Origin of the sequence: Amycolatopsis bartoniae (assembly GCF_014191255.1) — a bacterium.
Classification (GTDB): Bacteria; Actinomycetota; Actinomycetes; order Mycobacteriales; family Pseudonocardiaceae; genus Amycolatopsis_E; species Amycolatopsis_E bartoniae.
Genome location: NZ_JACHWH010000002.1, coordinates 842,256 through 858,376, shown reverse-complemented (window position 1 = coordinate 858,376; position 16,121 = coordinate 842,256). Strand labels below are relative to the sequence as shown.

Annotated in this window: 22 protein-coding genes; 15 read left to right on the top strand and 7 right to left on the bottom strand. The window is 70.3% G+C overall.

The window, feature by feature from the left end:
* Positions 1-121: 121 nt before the first annotated feature.
* Positions 122-766: a choice-of-anchor P domain-containing protein gene (locus FHX82_RS16010; protein WP_145935680.1), complete on the top strand. Its 645-nt coding sequence runs from the start codon at positions 122-124 to the stop codon at positions 764-766.
* A gap of 36 nt (positions 767-802) precedes the next feature.
* Here the strand turns inward: FHX82_RS16010 and FHX82_RS16005 are convergent, their stop codons facing one another.
* The 3 genes from FHX82_RS16005 to FHX82_RS15995 are packed head-to-tail and all read right to left on the bottom strand — an operon-like array spanning position 803 to position 3,335.
* Positions 803-1,462, bottom strand: coding sequence for a bifunctional 4-hydroxy-2-oxoglutarate aldolase/2-dehydro-3-deoxy-phosphogluconate aldolase (locus FHX82_RS16005; protein ID WP_145935681.1), 660 nt, complete (start codon positions 1,460-1,462; stop codon positions 803-805).
* Positions 1,462-2,031, bottom strand: a complete 570-nt coding sequence (locus FHX82_RS16000) for an isochorismatase family protein (protein WP_145935682.1) — start codon at positions 2,029-2,031, stop codon at positions 1,462-1,464. Before FHX82_RS16000 ends, FHX82_RS16005 begins: the two co-directional genes overlap by 1 nt.
* Entirely contained in the window at positions 2,028-3,335 is a 1,308-nt protein-coding gene (locus FHX82_RS15995) for a nicotinate phosphoribosyltransferase (protein ID WP_145935683.1), read from the bottom strand. The genes FHX82_RS16000 and FHX82_RS15995 overlap by 4 nt, the downstream gene beginning before the upstream one ends.
* A gap of 88 nt (positions 3,336-3,423) precedes the next feature.
* Here FHX82_RS15995 and clpS point away from each other — a divergent pair, with 88 nt between their 5' ends.
* The 8 genes from clpS to FHX82_RS15955 are packed head-to-tail and all read left to right on the top strand — an operon-like array spanning position 3,424 to position 7,734.
* Positions 3,424-3,720: an ATP-dependent Clp protease adapter ClpS gene (clpS, locus tag FHX82_RS15990; protein ID WP_145935684.1), complete on the top strand. Its 297-nt coding sequence runs from the start codon at positions 3,424-3,426 to the stop codon at positions 3,718-3,720.
* The gene (locus FHX82_RS15985; protein ID WP_145935685.1) at positions 3,717-4,274 is read left to right on the top strand and encodes a DUF2017 domain-containing protein; all 558 of its coding nucleotides are present in this window, start codon (positions 3,717-3,719) and stop codon (positions 4,272-4,274) included. Before clpS ends, FHX82_RS15985 begins: the two co-directional genes overlap by 4 nt.
* Positions 4,271-5,257: a P1 family peptidase gene (locus FHX82_RS15980; protein WP_145935686.1), complete on the top strand. Its 987-nt coding sequence runs from the start codon at positions 4,271-4,273 to the stop codon at positions 5,255-5,257. Before FHX82_RS15985 ends, FHX82_RS15980 begins: the two co-directional genes overlap by 4 nt.
* A 31-nt stretch (positions 5,258-5,288) precedes the next feature.
* Positions 5,289-5,534: an ATP-dependent Clp protease adaptor ClpS gene (locus FHX82_RS15975; protein ID WP_145935687.1), complete on the top strand. Its 246-nt coding sequence runs from the start codon at positions 5,289-5,291 to the stop codon at positions 5,532-5,534.
* Positions 5,531-6,007 (top strand): DUF2017 family protein, encoded by a 477-nt coding sequence (locus FHX82_RS15970; protein ID WP_145935688.1) that lies wholly within the window; start codon positions 5,531-5,533, stop codon positions 6,005-6,007. The genes FHX82_RS15975 and FHX82_RS15970 overlap by 4 nt, the downstream gene beginning before the upstream one ends.
* Positions 6,008-6,039: 32 nt before the next feature.
* On the top strand, positions 6,040-6,447 hold the full coding sequence (locus FHX82_RS15965; protein WP_145935689.1) for a M67 family metallopeptidase: 408 nt from the start codon (positions 6,040-6,042) through the stop codon (positions 6,445-6,447).
* A gap of 53 nt (positions 6,448-6,500) precedes the next feature.
* The gene (locus FHX82_RS15960) at positions 6,501-6,779 is read left to right on the top strand and encodes a MoaD/ThiS family protein (RefSeq protein ID WP_145935690.1); all 279 of its coding nucleotides are present in this window, start codon (positions 6,501-6,503) and stop codon (positions 6,777-6,779) included.
* 4 nt (positions 6,780-6,783) lie between these two features.
* Entirely contained in the window at positions 6,784-7,734 is a 951-nt protein-coding gene (locus FHX82_RS15955) for a PLP-dependent cysteine synthase family protein (RefSeq protein ID WP_145935691.1), read from the top strand.
* Positions 7,735-8,228: 494 nt separating this feature from the next.
* Here the strand turns inward: FHX82_RS15955 and FHX82_RS15950 are convergent, their stop codons facing one another.
* Positions 8,229-8,597: a group I truncated hemoglobin gene (locus FHX82_RS15950; protein ID WP_145935692.1), complete on the bottom strand. Its 369-nt coding sequence runs from the start codon at positions 8,595-8,597 to the stop codon at positions 8,229-8,231.
* A 143-nt stretch (positions 8,598-8,740) separates the two neighbouring features.
* Here FHX82_RS15950 and FHX82_RS15945 point away from each other — a divergent pair, with 143 nt between their 5' ends.
* From FHX82_RS15945 to rdgB, 5 genes are read left to right on the top strand one after another with little or no spacing between them, the layout of a single operon-like run.
* On the top strand, positions 8,741-9,361 hold the full coding sequence (locus FHX82_RS15945) for a rhomboid family intramembrane serine protease (protein WP_145935693.1): 621 nt from the start codon (positions 8,741-8,743) through the stop codon (positions 9,359-9,361).
* A 5-nt stretch (positions 9,362-9,366) separates the two neighbouring features.
* Entirely contained in the window at positions 9,367-10,167 is an 801-nt protein-coding gene (gene murI / locus FHX82_RS15940; RefSeq protein ID WP_145935694.1) for a glutamate racemase, read from the top strand.
* 18 nt (positions 10,168-10,185) lie between these two features.
* Positions 10,186-10,953, top strand: coding sequence for an MBL fold metallo-hydrolase (locus tag FHX82_RS15935; protein ID WP_145935695.1), 768 nt, complete (start codon positions 10,186-10,188; stop codon positions 10,951-10,953).
* An 18-nt stretch (positions 10,954-10,971) separates the two neighbouring features.
* Entirely contained in the window at positions 10,972-11,751 is a 780-nt protein-coding gene (gene rph, locus FHX82_RS15930; protein ID WP_145935696.1) for a ribonuclease PH, read from the top strand.
* Entirely contained in the window at positions 11,748-12,359 is a 612-nt protein-coding gene (gene rdgB, locus FHX82_RS15925) for an RdgB/HAM1 family non-canonical purine NTP pyrophosphatase (protein WP_145935697.1), read from the top strand. Before rph ends, rdgB begins: the two co-directional genes overlap by 4 nt.
* Here rdgB and FHX82_RS15920 read toward each other — a convergent pair.
* On the bottom strand, positions 12,342-12,980 hold the full coding sequence (locus FHX82_RS15920; RefSeq protein WP_145935698.1) for a LamB/YcsF family protein: 639 nt from the start codon (positions 12,978-12,980) through the stop codon (positions 12,342-12,344). The genes rdgB and FHX82_RS15920 overlap by 18 nt on opposite strands.
* Positions 12,977-14,281: an MFS transporter gene (locus tag FHX82_RS15915; protein WP_145935699.1), complete on the bottom strand. Its 1,305-nt coding sequence runs from the start codon at positions 14,279-14,281 to the stop codon at positions 12,977-12,979. Before FHX82_RS15915 ends, FHX82_RS15920 begins: the two co-directional genes overlap by 4 nt.
* A gap of 154 nt (positions 14,282-14,435) precedes the next feature.
* On the opposite strand from FHX82_RS15915, the gene FHX82_RS15910 reads away from it, so the two are divergent.
* Positions 14,436-15,143 carry a GntR family transcriptional regulator gene (locus FHX82_RS15910; RefSeq protein WP_145935700.1) on the top strand — a complete coding sequence of 236 codons (708 nt, stop codon included), beginning with the start codon at positions 14,436-14,438 and terminating at the stop codon, positions 15,141-15,143.
* Positions 15,144-15,647: 504 nt separating this feature from the next.
* Here the strand turns inward: FHX82_RS15910 and bcp are convergent.
* Positions 15,648-16,118: a thioredoxin-dependent thiol peroxidase gene (gene bcp / locus FHX82_RS15905; RefSeq protein WP_145935701.1), complete on the bottom strand. Its 471-nt coding sequence runs from the start codon at positions 16,116-16,118 to the stop codon at positions 15,648-15,650.
* Between the last annotated feature and the right edge of the window lie 3 nt (positions 16,119-16,121).

Genomic DNA, 16,121 nt, shown 5'->3' with positions numbered 1-16,121 from the left:
GGAACCGCGAAGGCCGGGCTGAGCCGGTTGTCCGCTGAACCACTCGTCCGTGTGTTGAGGTTCGCCTCCGGGGAGTCGATGTCGGAGGAGGACTACCAGGCGCGAGCGAGAGGAGTTGCTGATGGCGCGGGCGAAGGGGGTTCTGCTGGCGGCCCTGTGCCTGGCCGCCGTCCCGGTGACGGCACAGGCACAGGAGGTCACGGCGACCGGGTCCGGCTCGATCGGGGCGGCGGACGTCACGGTCGAGGGCGAGCAGAACCGCGCCGACCCGATCGCGCCGTGCGCGCTGGGCGCGACGGCGGAGAACCGCGCGGACCCGGTGTTCGTCGGGCCGACCACGAAGTTCGGGCTGGGGACGACGAAGTGCGTGCGCAACGCGGACGGCACCGCGTCCGTGCAGGTCGAAGGCTCGCGGTTCGAGACGAGCGCGCTGCGCCTGTACGGCGGGCCGAGGATCACCGTCCGCACCTACCAGGCGGGCTGCACCACGACGAAGAACGGCAGCTCGGGCTCGATGCAGCTGGGCGCGGTCAGCGGTATCACGGTGCCCGAGAACATCCCGGTGAACTACACGATTCCCGTTCCGGGCCGCGCCGAGGGCGACCCGCCGATGGCCGACATCGTGCTCAACGAGGTGATCGTGCCGCACCCCGCGGACGGCAGCCTCGTCACCCACGCGATGCACATCAAGCTGTTCCCGCAGGGCGGCCCGGCGTCGGGCGACATCTACGTCGGCACCGCGGCCTGCGACCCGTTCGGTAAGTGACACGTGCGGCGGGGCCCGCCGCGGGCCCCGCCGCCGTCAGACGAACTTCCCCGCCAGCGAGGCGAGGTACGAGGCGCGCTGCCCCAGCTCTTCGAGCCTGCCGCCGCACACGGCGTCGCCCAGCAGTGGCGCGCCGACCGCCACCGCGAACGCCCCCGCGCCCAGGTAGCCCTCCACCTCCGGCAGCGTGACGCCACCCGCCGGGACCAGCGGGATCTCCGGCAGCGGACCACGCACCTGCTGCAGGTACCGGACCCCGCCGGACGGGCCGATGGGGAACACCCGCACGACGGCGGCCCCGTGCCGCCACGCCGCGTCGACCTCCGTCGGCGTCAGCGCCCCGCACACCACCGGCAGCTCGTACTGCTGCGCCCGCGCCAGCACGTCCGGCGAGACGGTCGGCGTGGCGAGAAAGTCCACACCCGCGGCCGCGCAACTGTCCACATCGGACACGGTGCGCACGTTGCCCGCGCCCACCAGCGTGTCGCGGCCCAGCTCCACCTGCATCTGCCCGACCGCGTGGAGCGCGCCCGGCGTGGTGAGCGCCGTCTCGACCACGCGGAGGCCGGAGTCGTAGAGCACCTGCGCGACGTCGGGGAAGTACTCGGTGTCCTCCGCGCGCAGGACCGCGATCACCTTGCTCGCCGCGAGCCGCTCGCGGAAATGGATGTTGTGCCTCTTCAGCATCGGCCGCATCAGCCCACCTTCGGCGTGCCGGTCAGCGCGACCCCGGCCGCGCGCAGGTCCGCCAGCGCCTTGTCGGTCGTCTCGCGCGCTACGCCCGCGGTCAGGTCCAGCAGCACGCGCACGGAGAAACCGGCCCGCACGGCGTCGAGCGAGGTGGCGCGCACGCAGTGGTCGGTCGCGATGCCCACCACGTCGATCTCCGTCACGTCGTGGGCCTTCAGCCAGTCGCCAAGGCCCTCGCCGGCGCCGGTGTGTCCCTCGAAACCGGAGTAGCCGTCGCTGTACTGGCCCTTCGAGAACACCGTCGAGATCGGGCCGACGTCGAGCGCCGGGTGGAACGACGCGCCGGGCGTGCCGGCCTCGCAGTGCCGCGGCCACGTGCGCACGTAGTCCGGCTCGTCGCTGAAGTGCGCGCCCGGGTCGATGTGGTAGTCGCGGGTGGCCACGACGTGGTCGTAACCACCCCCGGCGAGGTGCTCGGTGATCTCCGCGGCGGTGGCCGCACCCCCGGCGACGGCGAGCGCGCCGCCCTCGCAGAAATCGTTCTGCACGTCCACCACGACCAGCGCGCGGCTCATTGGTCCTCCTCCACGAACACGGTGGGGATGGCGGGTTCGCCCTTGGACAGCTTCAGACCCTCCCACGGCAGGCTCACCAGGCAATGCCGCAGCCGCTCGCGGGCGTCGTCGAGGGTCGGCAGGTCGTGCACCGGGCGCCCCTCGCTGATCATCGGGATCTGCAGCGGCCGGTCGTACTGGCCCAGCTCGGGCTGCTTCTGGCCGTGGTACACGACCTCCTCCAGCGCCGTGCCGGTCGGCTTGTGCCGCCGCACCGCGATCTTCTGGCCGCCGCGCGACGCCTTGTTCTCGCTGCGCTTGGCCACCGGACGGCCGTCGACCTCGACGAGCTTGTAGACCATGCCCGCGGTCGGCGCACCCGAACCGGTGACGACGGAGGTGCCGACCCCGTAGGCGTCGACAGGCTCGGCACGCAGCGCCGCGATCGCGTGCTCGTCGAGGTCGCCGGAGACGACGATGCGGGTGTCCTTCGCGCCGAACGAGTCGAGCTGCTCGCGGGCCTTGCGGGCCAGCACCCCGACGTCACCGGAGTCGATCCGGATCGCGCCGAGCTCCGGCCCGGCGACACGGACCGCGGTCTCGATGCCCTGGGTGATGTCGTAGGTGTCCACCAGCAGCGTGGTGTCCGTGCCCATCTTCTCGATCTGGGCGCGGAACGCGTCCTCCTCGCTGTCGTGCAGCAGCATGAAGGCGTGCGCGACGGTGCCGCGGGTCGGGACGCCGTAGCGGCGGCCCGCCTCCAGGTTGGAGGTCGCGGCGAACCCGGCCAGGTACGCGGCGCGCGCGGCGGCGACGGCCGCGTACTCCTGCGTGCGGCGGCTGCCCATCTCGATGATCGGCCTGCCGTGCGCGGCGCCGGACATGCGCGCGGCGGCCGACGCGATCGCGCTGTCGTGGTTGAGGATCGACAGCACGAGGGTCTCCAGCACGACGGCCTCGTTGAAGGTGCCGCGCACGGTGAGGACCGGCGAGCCCGGGAAGTACAGCTCGCCCTCGGGGTAGCCCTCGATGTCGCCGGTGAACTCGTAGTCCGCGAGCCAGGCCAGTGTCTCGTCGTCGACCACGGCGGTCTGGGCGAGCTGGGTGATCTCGGCGTCGGTGAACCGGAAGTCGGTGATGGCGTCGAGCACCCGCCCGGTGCCGGCGACGACGCCGTAGCGGCGCCCGTCCGGCAGGCGGCGGGCGAACACCTCGAACACGCACGGCCGGTCGCCCGTGCCGTCGGCGAGCGCACTGCCCAGCATCGTCAGTTCGTAGTGGTCGGTGAGCAGTGCCGTGCTGCCCTGCGTCTCAGGCGAACCCATGGGGTAAGACTAATGAGGGAACGCGTGCTTCACCTGAACGGACCGACCGCTCGGCCACGCCGTACCGCATCCGTGACACCATGTGGGTATGACCACGCCTGTCGCAACCGAACAGACGCAGGTTGAGCCGGCCGGGGCCGAAGTGGGCGCCGAGGACAGTCCGTGGCAGACCGTCGTCTGGAACGACCCCGTCAACCTGATGTCGTACGTGACGTACGTGTTCCAGAAGCTCTTCGGGTACAGCCGGGACCACGCCACGAAGCTGATGCTGGACGTGCACCACAAGGGCCGGGCGACGGTGTCGTCGGGCTCCAGGGAGAAGGTTGAGGCCGACGTGACGAGACTCCACGCCGCCGGGCTGTGGGCCACCATGGAGAAGGCGTGAAAGGCTGGAAGCGCAAGGGCGGCCAGGTCGTCGCCGGGTTCGAGCAGCAGGAGGCCGCGGTGTTGCGCGGGCTGGTGAGCCAGCTCGAAGACATGCTGCAGGCCCGCGCCGAGGAGGCGCCGCAGGACCCGCTGGCGGAGCTGACGGGGATCAAGACGGGTCCCTCGGAGTCGCCCGACGACCCGGTGCTCTCGCGCCTGCTGCCCGACTACCACAAGCTCGACCCGGACAACCCCACCCAGGAGGACCTCGACTCGGCGGGCGCGCTGCGCTCGCTGCACGAGCCCGAGCTGGTCGACGCGAAGGTCGGCGTGGCGCAGGTGGTGATGGAGACGCTGCCGCGTGACGGCGGCAACGTCCGGTTGTCGGTGGAGCAGGCCGACGCGTGGCTCTCGGCGCTCAACGACGTCCGGCTCGCGCTGGGGACCGCGCTCGACGTCACCGAGGACATGCCCGACGACCTGCCCGAGGACGACCCGCGCTCACCGCACCTCGGCGTCTACCACTGGCTCACGTACGTGCAGGAGACGCTGGTCCAGGCGCTGACGGCATGATCACCGACGTGTCGGGGGTGCTCGTCGGGCACCACCAGCGGGTCGAACCCGGCTGGGCCACGGGCACCACCGTGGTGCTGGTGCCCGGCGGGGCGACGGGCGCGGTGGACCAGCGTGGCGGCGCGCCGGGCACGCGGGAGACGAACCTGCTGGAGCCGGAGAACCTGGTGCAGCGGGTGAACGCGATCTGCCTGTCGGGCGGGAGCGCGTACGGGCTCGCGGCGGCGGACGGTGTGATGCGCTGGCTGGGGGAGCGTGACCTGGGGTTTCCGGTGGGCGCGCAGCCACACGAAGTGGTGCCGATCGTGCCGGCGGCGGTGATCTTCGACCTGCCGCGCAGCGAGTGGGGCAACCGCCCGGACGCGGCTTTCGGCTACGCGGCCTGTGCGGCGGCTTCGGCCGGACCGGTGGAGCAGGGCACGGTCGGTGCCGGGGCGGGCGCGGTGGTCGGGTCGCTGAAGGGCGGCGTGGGCAGCGCGAGCGAGGTCGTGAACGGCTACACGGTCGGCGCGCTGGCCGTGGTCAACGCCTCGGGTGAGGCGGTGTCGCTCGCGACGGGCGTGCCGTTCGCGGCGGACCACGGTGACTTCGGGGTGACGTGGCCTTCGCGTCCCGGCTCGGTGCCGTCGGCGCGCACGGACCTGAACACGACGATCGGCGTGGTGGCGGTCGACGCGGCCCTGTCGAAGGCGGAGTGCAGGCGCCTGGCGGTGGCGGCCCAGGACGGGTTGGCAAGGGCGGTGCGCCCGGCGCACACGATGTTCGACGGGGACACGGTGTTCGCCCTGGCCACGGGCGATCGGGAGCTGCCGGTCGCGAAGGGCCCACTGGGAGAGGCCTCCCGCGCGGCGGCGCTGGACGCGCTGTGCTCGGCCGCGGCGCGGGTGTTCGCAAGGGCGATCGTGCACGGAGTGTTGTCGGCGACCGGGGCGGGTGGGGTGCCCGCCTACCGGGACGTGTGGCCGGAGACCTTCGAGGCGTAACGGCCGGTGGTCTCCGGAAGATCAGAAAGCCGTGGAAGCTGAGCGGCACTGGGCGGTTGTGGTGCACAACGACGACGCGAACACGCACGCCGGTGTGGCGTACGTCGTGGGGCGGGTGTTCGGCCTGCCGGTGGACCGCGGTTTCGAGTTCGCCGACGACGTGCACGAGAGTGGCAGCAGCGTGCTGACCTGGTGCAGCACCCAGGACACGGCGGAGGATCTCGTGGCGCGGCTGCAGGTCCACGGCCTGCACGCGACCGTCGGGATTCCGTCGTGAACGTCGACTTCGGTGCGCGCTCCGTTGGTGGCGGGCAGGTCGTCGTGCGAATCACGCCCGCCGGGGCCGAGTTCCTGGTGCGGCAGTTCACCCGGCTGCTCCAAGCCCTGGAGAAGGGGCTGCGTGACGAGCACCTGTTTCCGGACGCCTACGCCGCCCGTGTCACCAGCCGGGAATTCCGCGGGCGCCAGGGCGCGAGGATGCGCGAAGAGGTGACCGGTGCCGTGCGCCGGGTGCTGGCGCAATGCCGCCCCACGGAGCATCTGCTGCTCACCCCGTCGGAGGTCGCCGACTGGTTCGTCGCCGCCGGGCATGCCCAGACCACCTGCCTGACCCGCCGTCGCCGGTGGCAGCGGCCGCTGCGGCGGAACCACGCGATCGTGGTGCTGGCCGCGATCCAGCACCACCTCGCCCACGAGGCCATGCGCGCGCCCACCGGCGTTCTGCCACCCGTGCGCAGTCTCACTCTGTGAACACCACGTGTCCGGCCCGTAAGATGGCCAGCGTGCTTCGGATCCGCCGTGAACTCGTCGAGGAGATCGTCGCCCACGCTCGCCGGGACCACCCGGACGAGGCGTGTGGCGTGATCGCCGGGCCCGAGGGGTCCGACCGGCCTGTCCGGTTCATCCCGATGCTCAACGCGGCGCGCTCGCCGACGTTCTACGAGTTCGACTCGGCCGACCTGCTCAAGCTGTACCGCGAGCTGGACGCCAACGACGAGGTCCCCGTCGTCATCTACCACTCGCACACCGCCACCGAGGCCTACCCGTCGCGCACCGACGTGTCGTACGCCTCCGAGCCCGACGCGCACTACGTGCTGGTTTCCACGCGCGACCCGGAGCAGCACGAGTTCCGCTCGTACCGCATCGTCGACGGCGTGGTCACCGAGGAGCCCGTGGAGATCACGGAATAACGCGCCCGTCCCGAACGTCTGTCCCAGAGAAACCCAAGCGGAGGTAACTTCCCATGGCCGTGACCGTGTCCATCCCGACCATCCTGCGCACGCATACCGGCGGCGAGAAGTCCGTCGAGGCGTCCGGCAAGACGGTGCTCGAGGTGATCGACGACATCGAGTCGCGCCACAGCGGCATCAAGGGCCGCCTCGTGAAGGACGAGAAGCTGCACCGGTTCGTGAACGTGTACGTCAACGACGAGGACGTCCGCTTCGCCGGTGGCCTGGACGCCGAGGTCAAGGACGGCGACACCGTGACGATCCTGCCCGCCGTCGCGGGCGGCGCGCGCTGAGCTGATGGCTCGCTTCGACTCCCTGCTCGACGCACTGGGCGGCACCCCGCTGGTCGGTCTGCCCCGCCTGTCCCCGACCGACGAGGTGCGGTTGTGGGCCAAGCTGGAGGACCGCAACCCCACCGGCTCGATCAAGGACCGGCCCGCGCTGGCCATGATCGAGGCCGCCGAGCGCGAGGGCAGGCTGCGCCGGGGTTCGACCATCCTGGAACCGACCTCCGGCAACACCGGCATCTCGCTCGCGATGGCCGCGAAGCTCAAGGGCTACGGGCTCATCTGCGTGATGCCGGAGAACACGTCGACCGAGCGCAAGCAGCTGCTGCAGGCGTACGGCGCGCGCATCGTGTTCTCACCCGCCGCCGGTGGCTCGAACGAGGCGGTGCGGCGGGCCAAGGAGCTCGCCGAGCAGCACCCCGACTGGGTGATGCTGTACCAGTACGGCAACCCCGCCAACGCGGACGCGCACTACCGCACCACCGGCCCGGAGCTGCTGAAGGACCTGCCGACGATCACGCACTTCGTCGGCGGCCTCGGCACCACGGGCACACTGGTCGGCGTAGGCCGCTACCTGCACGAACAGAAGCCGGGCGTACAGATCATCGCGGCCGAGCCCCGGTACGGCGAGCTGGTGTACGGCCTGCGCAACCTCGACGAGGGTTTCGTGCCGGAGCTGTACGACCCGGACGTGCTCAACGGCCGCTACTCGGTGGGCGCGTACGACGCCCTCCGCAGAACCCGCGACCTGCTGGAACACGAGGGCATTTTCGCCGGGATTTCCACGGGCGCGGTCCTGCACGCGGCACTGGGCGCGGCGGAGAAGGCCGCGGCGAAGGGCGAGAAGGCGGATATCGCTTTTGTCGTGGCGGATGCGGGCTGGAAGTACTTGTCGACAGGTGCGTACAGCGGCACGTTGGATGAAGCGGCGGCAAGGCTGGACGGGGAACTTTGGGCGTGAGCAGGCATTAAAACCCAGAGTTGGGTGGTCATCCCGTCGCCTGAAACCAGCCGATCACTTTGAGCCAGACCCGCAACCTTTTTCGAGACCGCAGCCGGTCATGCCAAGCTTGCGGGTCTGGGTCAAAGTGATATGCACAAACCGCAGGCGACGGGATGACCACTCAACTCGACCACCTCGCCAAGGTGAGATCCCTTTGGGCCCGGCCATCCCGGAGCCTGCCCGCCGGCGAGGCATTCTTTTGATCTTTGAACTCGCGGGTATGTGCGTGAAAAGACCGCGCTGCGCGCGAAAAGCCGTGGTTGCGTTGGGCGCCCCGATTTTTGATTGTTTAACGGTTGACTCGCCGCGTCAAGGGCGCCTTCGGCGTCGCTTCGCGATCGCTGCGCGACCCTTGACACGGCGAGTCAACCGCTAATGACGGCTTTGTATCGGGGATGGGGGAGGACCGGGCGGTAGGGGGTGTTGGTTCCGGTTTTGTTGCCGGGTGCGGTTTAGGCCGCTGCTGTGCTTGAAACGATTTCCGGGGCTAAGGGTGCGATGGCGCCGATGATGGTGTCCACCGTTTCCTGGGGGACGCCTGCTCCTTGCAACGCCTCCGTCAGGTGCTTGGCGACCAGGTCGAAGTGGTGTTGTCCGATGCCTCGGCCTCGGTGGACCTCCTTCATCGAGCGGCCCTGGTACTCGTCCGGGCCGCCCAATGCCGCGGCGAAGAACTCGACCTGCATGCCCTTCAAGCGCGGCAGGTTGGTGCCCCGGAAGAACCCTGCCAGTTCCGGGTCCGCCAGCACGCGCTCGTAGAAGTCGTCGACGACGGTGATCAGTGCTTCCTGGCCGCCGATCTGTTCGTAGATGCTCGTCATGCCTGACAAGAGAAGCGGGTCGCTGTTTCCGGGGCGTAAGCACCGCATCAACGCGCCGCAACCGAATCCTCACCCGGCGTCGTCCCCGAATTCAGGGTTTTCACCCGAGGTCCGCGTTCTCGCAGGTCCGTACCGTGACGAGTATGAGCACAGCGACCGCACCCGTCGACCCCGCGAAGCGCATCCTGCCCGCGAAAGTCAAGCCCGCGGCCGTGGTGGTGCTCGCGTTCACCACGTTGCTGTACCTCGTGGAGCTGGTGGACGCCGGCCTGCACCACCGGCTCGACGACGAGGGCATCGTGCCGCGCACGCTGTCCGGGCTCGACGGCGTCGTGTGGGCGCCGCTCCTGCACGGTAGCTGGACGCACCTGTTCGCCAACACGATTCCCGTCCTGGTGTTCGGCTTCCTCGCGCTCGCGTCCGGGGTGGGGCGCTGGCTCGCGGTCACCGGCCTGATCTGGGTGGTCAGCGGGCTCGGCGTGTGGCTCACCGGTGTGGACCACACCTCGACCATCGGCGCGTCCGGCGTTGCCTTCGGGTGGCTCGCGTACCTGCTGGTCCGCGGCCTGTTCAACCGGGCGTTCGGGCAACTCGTCGTCGCCGGGGTGCTGCTGCTGGTCTGGGGCGGCACGCTGTGGGGACTGCTGCCCGGCAACCCCGGGATCTCCTGGCAGGCACACGTGTTCGGGGCGCTCGGCGGCATCCTCGCGGCGTGGTTCGCGGCGGCCGCGGACCGGGCGAAGGCACGCAAGCAGCTAGCCTGAACCGTGTGATCAGTCCCGAGGCTCCGATCGGCGTGTTCGACTCCGGTGTCGGCGGGTTGACCGTGGCGCGCGCGCTCCTCGAGCAGCTGCCGCACGAGCAGCTCCGCTACGTCGGCGACACCGCCCACAACCCGTACGGCCCACTCCCCATCGCCCGCGCCCGTGAGCTGGCGCTCGCGGCGCTCGACAACCTCGTCGAGGGCGGTGTCAAGGCGCTCGTGATCGCCTGCAACACCGCGTCCGCCGCGTGTCTGCGGGACGCCCGCGAGCGCTACGACGTGCCCGTCATCGAGGTCGTGCTCCCCGCCGTCCGGCGCGCGGTCTCCGCGACGCACAGCGGGCGCATCGGCGTGATCGGCACCGAGGGCACGGTCCGCTCGCGCGCCTACGACGACGCGTTCGCCGCCGCCCGGGACGTCACCGTCACCAGCGTCGCGTGCCCGCGTTTCGTGGACTTCGTGGAGCGTGGCATCACCTCCGGGCGGCAGGTCCTCGGCCTCGCCCAGGGCTACCTGGAGCCGTTGCTGCGCGCGCAGGTCGACACGCTCGTCCTCGGCTGCACGCACTACCCGCTGCTCAGCGGCGTGCTGCAGATCGTGATGGGGCCCGACGTGACGCTGGTGTCGAGCGCCGAGGAGACCGCGAAGGACGTGGTGCGCGTGCTGACCGAGCGCGACCTGCTCGCCGAGCGCGAAACCACGCCGCGGCACGAGTTCATCGCCACCGGTTCGCCGGAGCCGTTCGCCCGGCTCGCGCAGCGGTTCATGGGTTTCGCACCGGGCGTCCTTTCGCCCGCGACGCGCTGACGTGGGAGGGTGACGCTCGTGCGACTCACGATTCTGGGCTGCTCCGGCAGCATTCCGGGGCCCGGCAAGGCGGCGTCGGGTTACCTGCTGGAGGCCGAGGGCTTCCTGCTGGGCGTGGAGCTGGGCAACGGCACGCTCGCGGAGCTGCAGACCCGGCACGACCCGTTCGACCTCGGCGCGCTCGTGCTGTCGCACCTGCATCCCGACCACTGCGCCGACTTCGGCGCGCTCACCGTGCTGCGCCGCTACCACCCGGCGCCGCCGTTCGACGTGCTCGCGCGCCGCCTGCCGGTGCACGCGCCGGAGAACGCCCCGGCCCGGCTGGCGAAGGCGTACGCGCCGAACGACGTCGAGCTCGCCGAGACGGATCTGTCCGATGTGTACGACTTCCACGCCCTCGGTGCCGCGCCGGTCCGGATCGGGCCCTTCGAGTTGACCGCCGTCGCCGTGGACCACCCGACGGAGGCGTTCGGGCTGCGCATCAGCCACGGCGGCAGGACGCTGGCGTACACCGGCGACACCGGTCCCTGCCCGCAGCTCGACGAGCTGGCGCGCGGCGTGGACGTGCTGCTGTCCGAGGCGACGTGGACCGACGCGCCCGAGCGGCCGCCGGGCGTGCACCTGTCCGGCAGGCAGGCGGGGGAGCTGGCCTCCCGGGCGGGGGCCGGGCAGCTGCTGCTCACGCACGTGGCGCCGTGGAGCGACGCGGCCGCGATCCTCGCCGAGGCGAAGGCCGCCTTCCCCGGCGCCGTCCTCGTCGAGCAGGGCGCGACCTACGAACTGTGACGCTCTACCCTTCAGGGCGTGGCACGTAAAGACGGTAGGAACGACGACGAGCTCCGCGAGGTCAGGATCACGCGCGGGTTCCAGGACTGGCCCGCGGGCTCGGTGCTCATCGAGTACGGCAGGACCAGGGTGCTGTGCGCCGCGAGCGTCACCGAGGGGGTGCCGCGCTGGCGCGCCGGTTCCGGGCTGGGCTGGGTCACCGCCGAGTACGCGATGCTGCCCTCGGCCACCCACGACCGCGGCGACCGCGAGTCCGTGAAGGGCCGCGTCGGCGGGCGCACGCACGAGATCAGCCGCCTCATCGGGCGGTCGCTGCGGGCGTGCATCGACCTGTCCGCGCTGGGCGAGAACACGATCCACCTCGACTGCGACGTGATCCAGGCCGACGGCGGTACCCGCACCGCCGCGATCACCGGCGGGTACGTGGCGCTGCACGACGCCGTCACGTGGCTCGCGGCAGCCGGGCGGCTCGCCGACCCGAAGCCGTTGTCGGCCATGGTGTCCGCGGTCAGCGTCGGGGTGGTGGACGGCCGGGTGCGCCTCGACCTGCCGTACGAGGAGGACTCGCGCGCCGAGGTCGACCTGAACGTCGTCGCCACGGACGCGGGCACGCTCATCGAGGTGCAGGGCACCGGCGAGGGCGCCACGTTCACGCGGTCCACTTTGGACAAGATGCTCGACCTGGCGCTGGCGGGCTGCGAGGAGCTGACCCGCAAGCAGACCGCCGCGCTGGAGGAGGCGTACCCGGGCGAGCTGCCCGAGCCGCACACCGGCAAGAAGTCGAAGGGCTCGAAGTGACCCGGGTGCTGCTGGCCACGCGCAACGCGAAGAAGCTCGGCGAGCTGCGCCGGATCCTGGAGGCCGAGGGCGTTTCCGGCATCGAGGTGATCGGCCTGTCCGACGTGCCCGAGTTCCCCGAGGCGCCCGAGACGGGCGCGACGTTCGAGGAGAACGCGGTGGCGAAGGCCCGCGACGCCGCGGCGGCGACGGGCCTGCCCTCGGTCGCCGACGACTCGGGTATTTCGGTCGACGCGCTCAACGGGATGCCCGGCGTGCTGTCGGCACGCTGGTCCGGCAGGCACGGCGACGACCAGGCGAACCTGGAGCTGGTGCTGGCGCAGACCGGCGACACCCCGGACGACCGGATGGGCGCGGCGTTCGTGTGCGCCGCCGCGCTCGTCGTCCCGGGCGGCGAGGAGACGGTCGTGCGCGGCGAGTGGCGCGGGCGGCTCGTGCGGAAACCCCGTGGCACCAACGGTTTCGGCTACGACCCGATCTTCGTGCCGGAGGGGGAGACCCGTACGTCGGCGGAACTCGACCCGGCGGAGAAGGACGCGGTCTCCCACCGTGGGCGGGCTTTGCGGGCGTTGCTCCCGGCGCTGCGGGCGCTAGGCGAAACTGCGTAGCTCCACACCGGCGGCGTCGAGCAACGTCCGGACGGCGGCGGAGCTACTGCCGTGGACGTACAGCGAGTCCGCGCGCAGGGGAATCACCGTGCCGTCCACAGCGACGATCTCGCCCTGCGTGACGAGGCGGAGGCAGCGCCACGCGATCTCGTCCGGATCGGACAGTGCCGCGTCCGGCAGCGGGTGGCCGTCCGGGTGATAGTGCCGGGCGGGGAACGCCTCGGCCACCGTGACGAGCCCGTTCTCGGCCGCGTGCCGCAGCAGGGCCGAGCCCGGCTGCCCGAGCACGGGCAGCTGCGGGTCGTACTGCCACACCGCCTCGACGACCGCCGCCGCGTGCTCGTCGCGGACGCGGGCCTTGACGTAGCGGACCTCGCCGCCCGCCGAGCCCGCGATCGCGTCCAGCGCCCCCAGCTGGTACAGCACGTCGTCGACCAGCTCGCTGCCGTCCCCGTGCCGGTAGCCGACGAGCGCGCCGATCGCGACGCCGCGTTTGACGGCCGCCTCGCACACCTCGCGCATCGTGCGTGCCGCCCCGGCATGGCAGCCGCAGTGCACGTTCGCGGCCGTGACGACGTCGGGCAGGCGGCCGTCCGCGTCGCAGTTCAGGTCGATCCTCATGGCCGCGCCCCGGCGGGCTCGGCTTCCACCGCCCGTCCCGTGCGGCTCAGCAGCACCCCGCCGAGCGTCAGGATCCCGGTGAACGCCAGGTACAGCGCCACGACCACCCACGTGCCGAACCCGGCGAGCAGCGCCGTGAACACCAGCGGCGCGACCGCGCCACCGACGACCGCCGCGAGCGTGTACGCGAGCGAGCTGCCGGTGTAGCGCAGCCGCACGGAGAACTGCTCGGTGATCAGCGCGGCCTGCGGCCCGTAGAGCAGGGCGTGGATCGCGAGCGCCACGACGACCCCCACGATGATCAACACGACCGAGCGCGTGTTCGCCAGCGGGAAGAACAGGAACGGCCACACGACGGCGGCGATCGTGCCCACGAGGTACAGCGTGCGGCGGCTGACGCGGTCGGACAGCGCGCCGAACGCCGGCATCAGGAACAGCTGGCACGCCGAGCCGATCATCACCGCGATGGTGCCGTCGCTCTTGGGCAGGTGCAGCCGGTTGGTGAGGTACGTCAGCACGAAGACGGTGAACAGCGAGTACAGCACGTCCGGGCAGATGCGCACGAGAATTCCCGTGATGAGCGCGCGCGGCTCCTCCCGGAAGACCTCGCGCACGGGTGCCTTCGGCCGCTCGCCGCGCTCGGCGATCTTGCGGAACACCGGCGTTTCCTCCAGCCGCATCCGCAGCCACAGGCCGAACAGCACCAGCACGCCGGACAGCAGGAACGCGACCCGCCAGCCCCACGACTCGAACTGCGCGGTGGTCAGCAGCAGCGACAGCAGGGTCAGCACGCCGTTGGCCAGCAGCGTGCCCGCGGGCGGCCCGATCTGGGCGGCGGAGGCCCAGAAGCCCCGGCGCTTCGGGTCGCCGAACTCGCTGGAGAGCAGGACCGCGCCACCCCATTCGCCGCCGACGCCGACGCCCTGGGCGAAGCGCAGCAGCACCAGCAGCACGGCGGCCCCGCCACCGAACGCGGCGTGCGTGGGCAGGACGCCGATCAGGAACGTCGCGATGCCGGTCAGCAGCAGGGTGAACACCAGCACCTGCTTGCGCCCGAGGATGTCGCCGAGCCTGCCGAACAGGAACCCGCCGAACGGCCGGGAGACGTAGCCGACCGCGAACGTCGAGAACGCCAGCATGGTGCTCGCCAGCTCGTCCGACGACGGGAAGAACAGCTTGCCGAGGATGGTCGCCGAGGCCACCGAGTAGACAGCGAAGTCGTAGTACTCGAGGGTGGTCCCGGACAGGCTCGCCACGAACGCGCGCCGCAGGGACTTCCGGTCGGTGCTGGGTTCGGTCATCGCGGGTTCCGATCCGTGAGGGAACGCGGAAATGTCAAGGTAAGGATTGTTCAACGATCAGTCAATACCCTGATTGGTCGTGCGACACGTTGAATCAGGGGTGGATGTGCTGGTTAACTGGCCGTGACCCGCGTGTCGTAGCCCGGAGGCCCCCTTGCGCACCGATGCCCCAAGCTCGGATCCCATCGCCGGCCTGGAGGCGGACCGCTCGCTCCTCGGCCGCACCAGCACGGCGGAGCGGCTTGCGGACGTGCTCCGGACCCGCATCACGGAGGGCCACTTCGCACCCGGGAGCCGTCTCTCGGAAGAGGCGATCGGTGGCGCGCTCGGCGTCTCGCGAAACACGCTGCGTGAGGCGTTCCGCTTGCTGACCCACGAACGGCTGTTGGTGCACGAGCTGAATCGGGGCGTGTTCGTCCGGGTGCTGACGGTCGAGGACGTCGCTGATCTGTACCGGTTGCGGAAGATCGTGCAGTGCTCGATCGTGCGGGACGTGCAGAGTCCGCCAGGAGAGCGACTGGCCGCGGTGGAGGCCGCCGTGGAGGCGGGGGAGGACGCCGCTCGTCGGCAGGCGTGGCGTGAACTGGGGACGGCGGACATTCGTTTTCATCAGGGATTGTGCACGCTCGCCGAGAGTCCGCGGGTGGATGAACTGATGCGAGGGTTGCTGGCGGAGTTGCGGCTGGTATTTCATGTGATGGCGGATCCGCAGCCATTTCACGAGCCGTATTTGGCCCGGAATCGGGAGATCCTCACCGCGCTGCAGCAGGGGGATGGGGCCGAGGCGGAGCGGTTGCTGGCGAGGTATTTGGGGGATGCCGAGAGGCAACTGGTGGAGGCATACAGAACAAAGGCCCTGTAAGGGCGCTTTGAACACAAAGCCAGAGTTGGGTGGTCATCCCGTCGCCTGAAACCGGGCCATCACTTTGAGCCAGGCCCGCAACCCTCGTGCTCGCGTGAGCTGACATGCCAAGCTTGCGGGCCTGGGTCAAAGTGATATGCACAAACCGCAGGCGACGGGATGACCACACGACTCGACCACCTGCATGAGGTGAGATCCCTTTGGGCCCGGCCATCCCGGAGCCAGCCCGTCGGCGAGGCATTCTTTTGATCTTTGAACTCGCGGGTATGTGCGTGAAAAGACCAAAAGCCGCGCTGCGCGCGAAAACCGTGGTCACGTAGGGCGCCCCGATCGCCGATTGTTTAACGGTCGCCACGGTGCGTCAAGGGCGCCTTCGGCGTCGCTTCGCGATGAGGCTTCGCCTCACCCTTGACACACCGTGCCGACCGCTAATGACGGCTTTGTATCGGGGACGGGGGAGGTTTGGGCGTCCTTTGGTTGCGTTTTGTTGCTGCTGTCTTTTGGTTATTCCGAAATGGACAGGTCTCGCAGTAGTTTTGCTACGTGGCCGGTGGCTCGGACGTTGTACAGGGCCTTTTCGATGTTGCCCTCCGGGTCCACCACGAAGGTCGACCTGATGACGCCCTGGATTGTCCTGCCGTAGTTCTTCTTTTCCCCGAAGGCGCCCCATTCGTTGAGGACTTCCTTTTCCGGGTCGGACAGCAACGGGAAGGTCAACTGCTCCGCCTCGACGAATTTTGCCAGTTTCTCCGGCTTGTCAGGGGAGATGCCGAGCACCTGGTAACCGGCGTTGTTGAGTTGCGCGAGGCTGTCGCGGAAGTCGCACGCCTGCTTGGTGCAGCCGGGCGTCCCGGCCGCCGGGTAGAAGTACACCACTACCCGCTGCCCTCGATAATCCCTGAGCGAGACCTTGTTGCCTTCGCTGTCGGCAAGGGTGAAGTCGGGGGCGGGATCGCCGGGAGAAAGTCGCTGCATGGG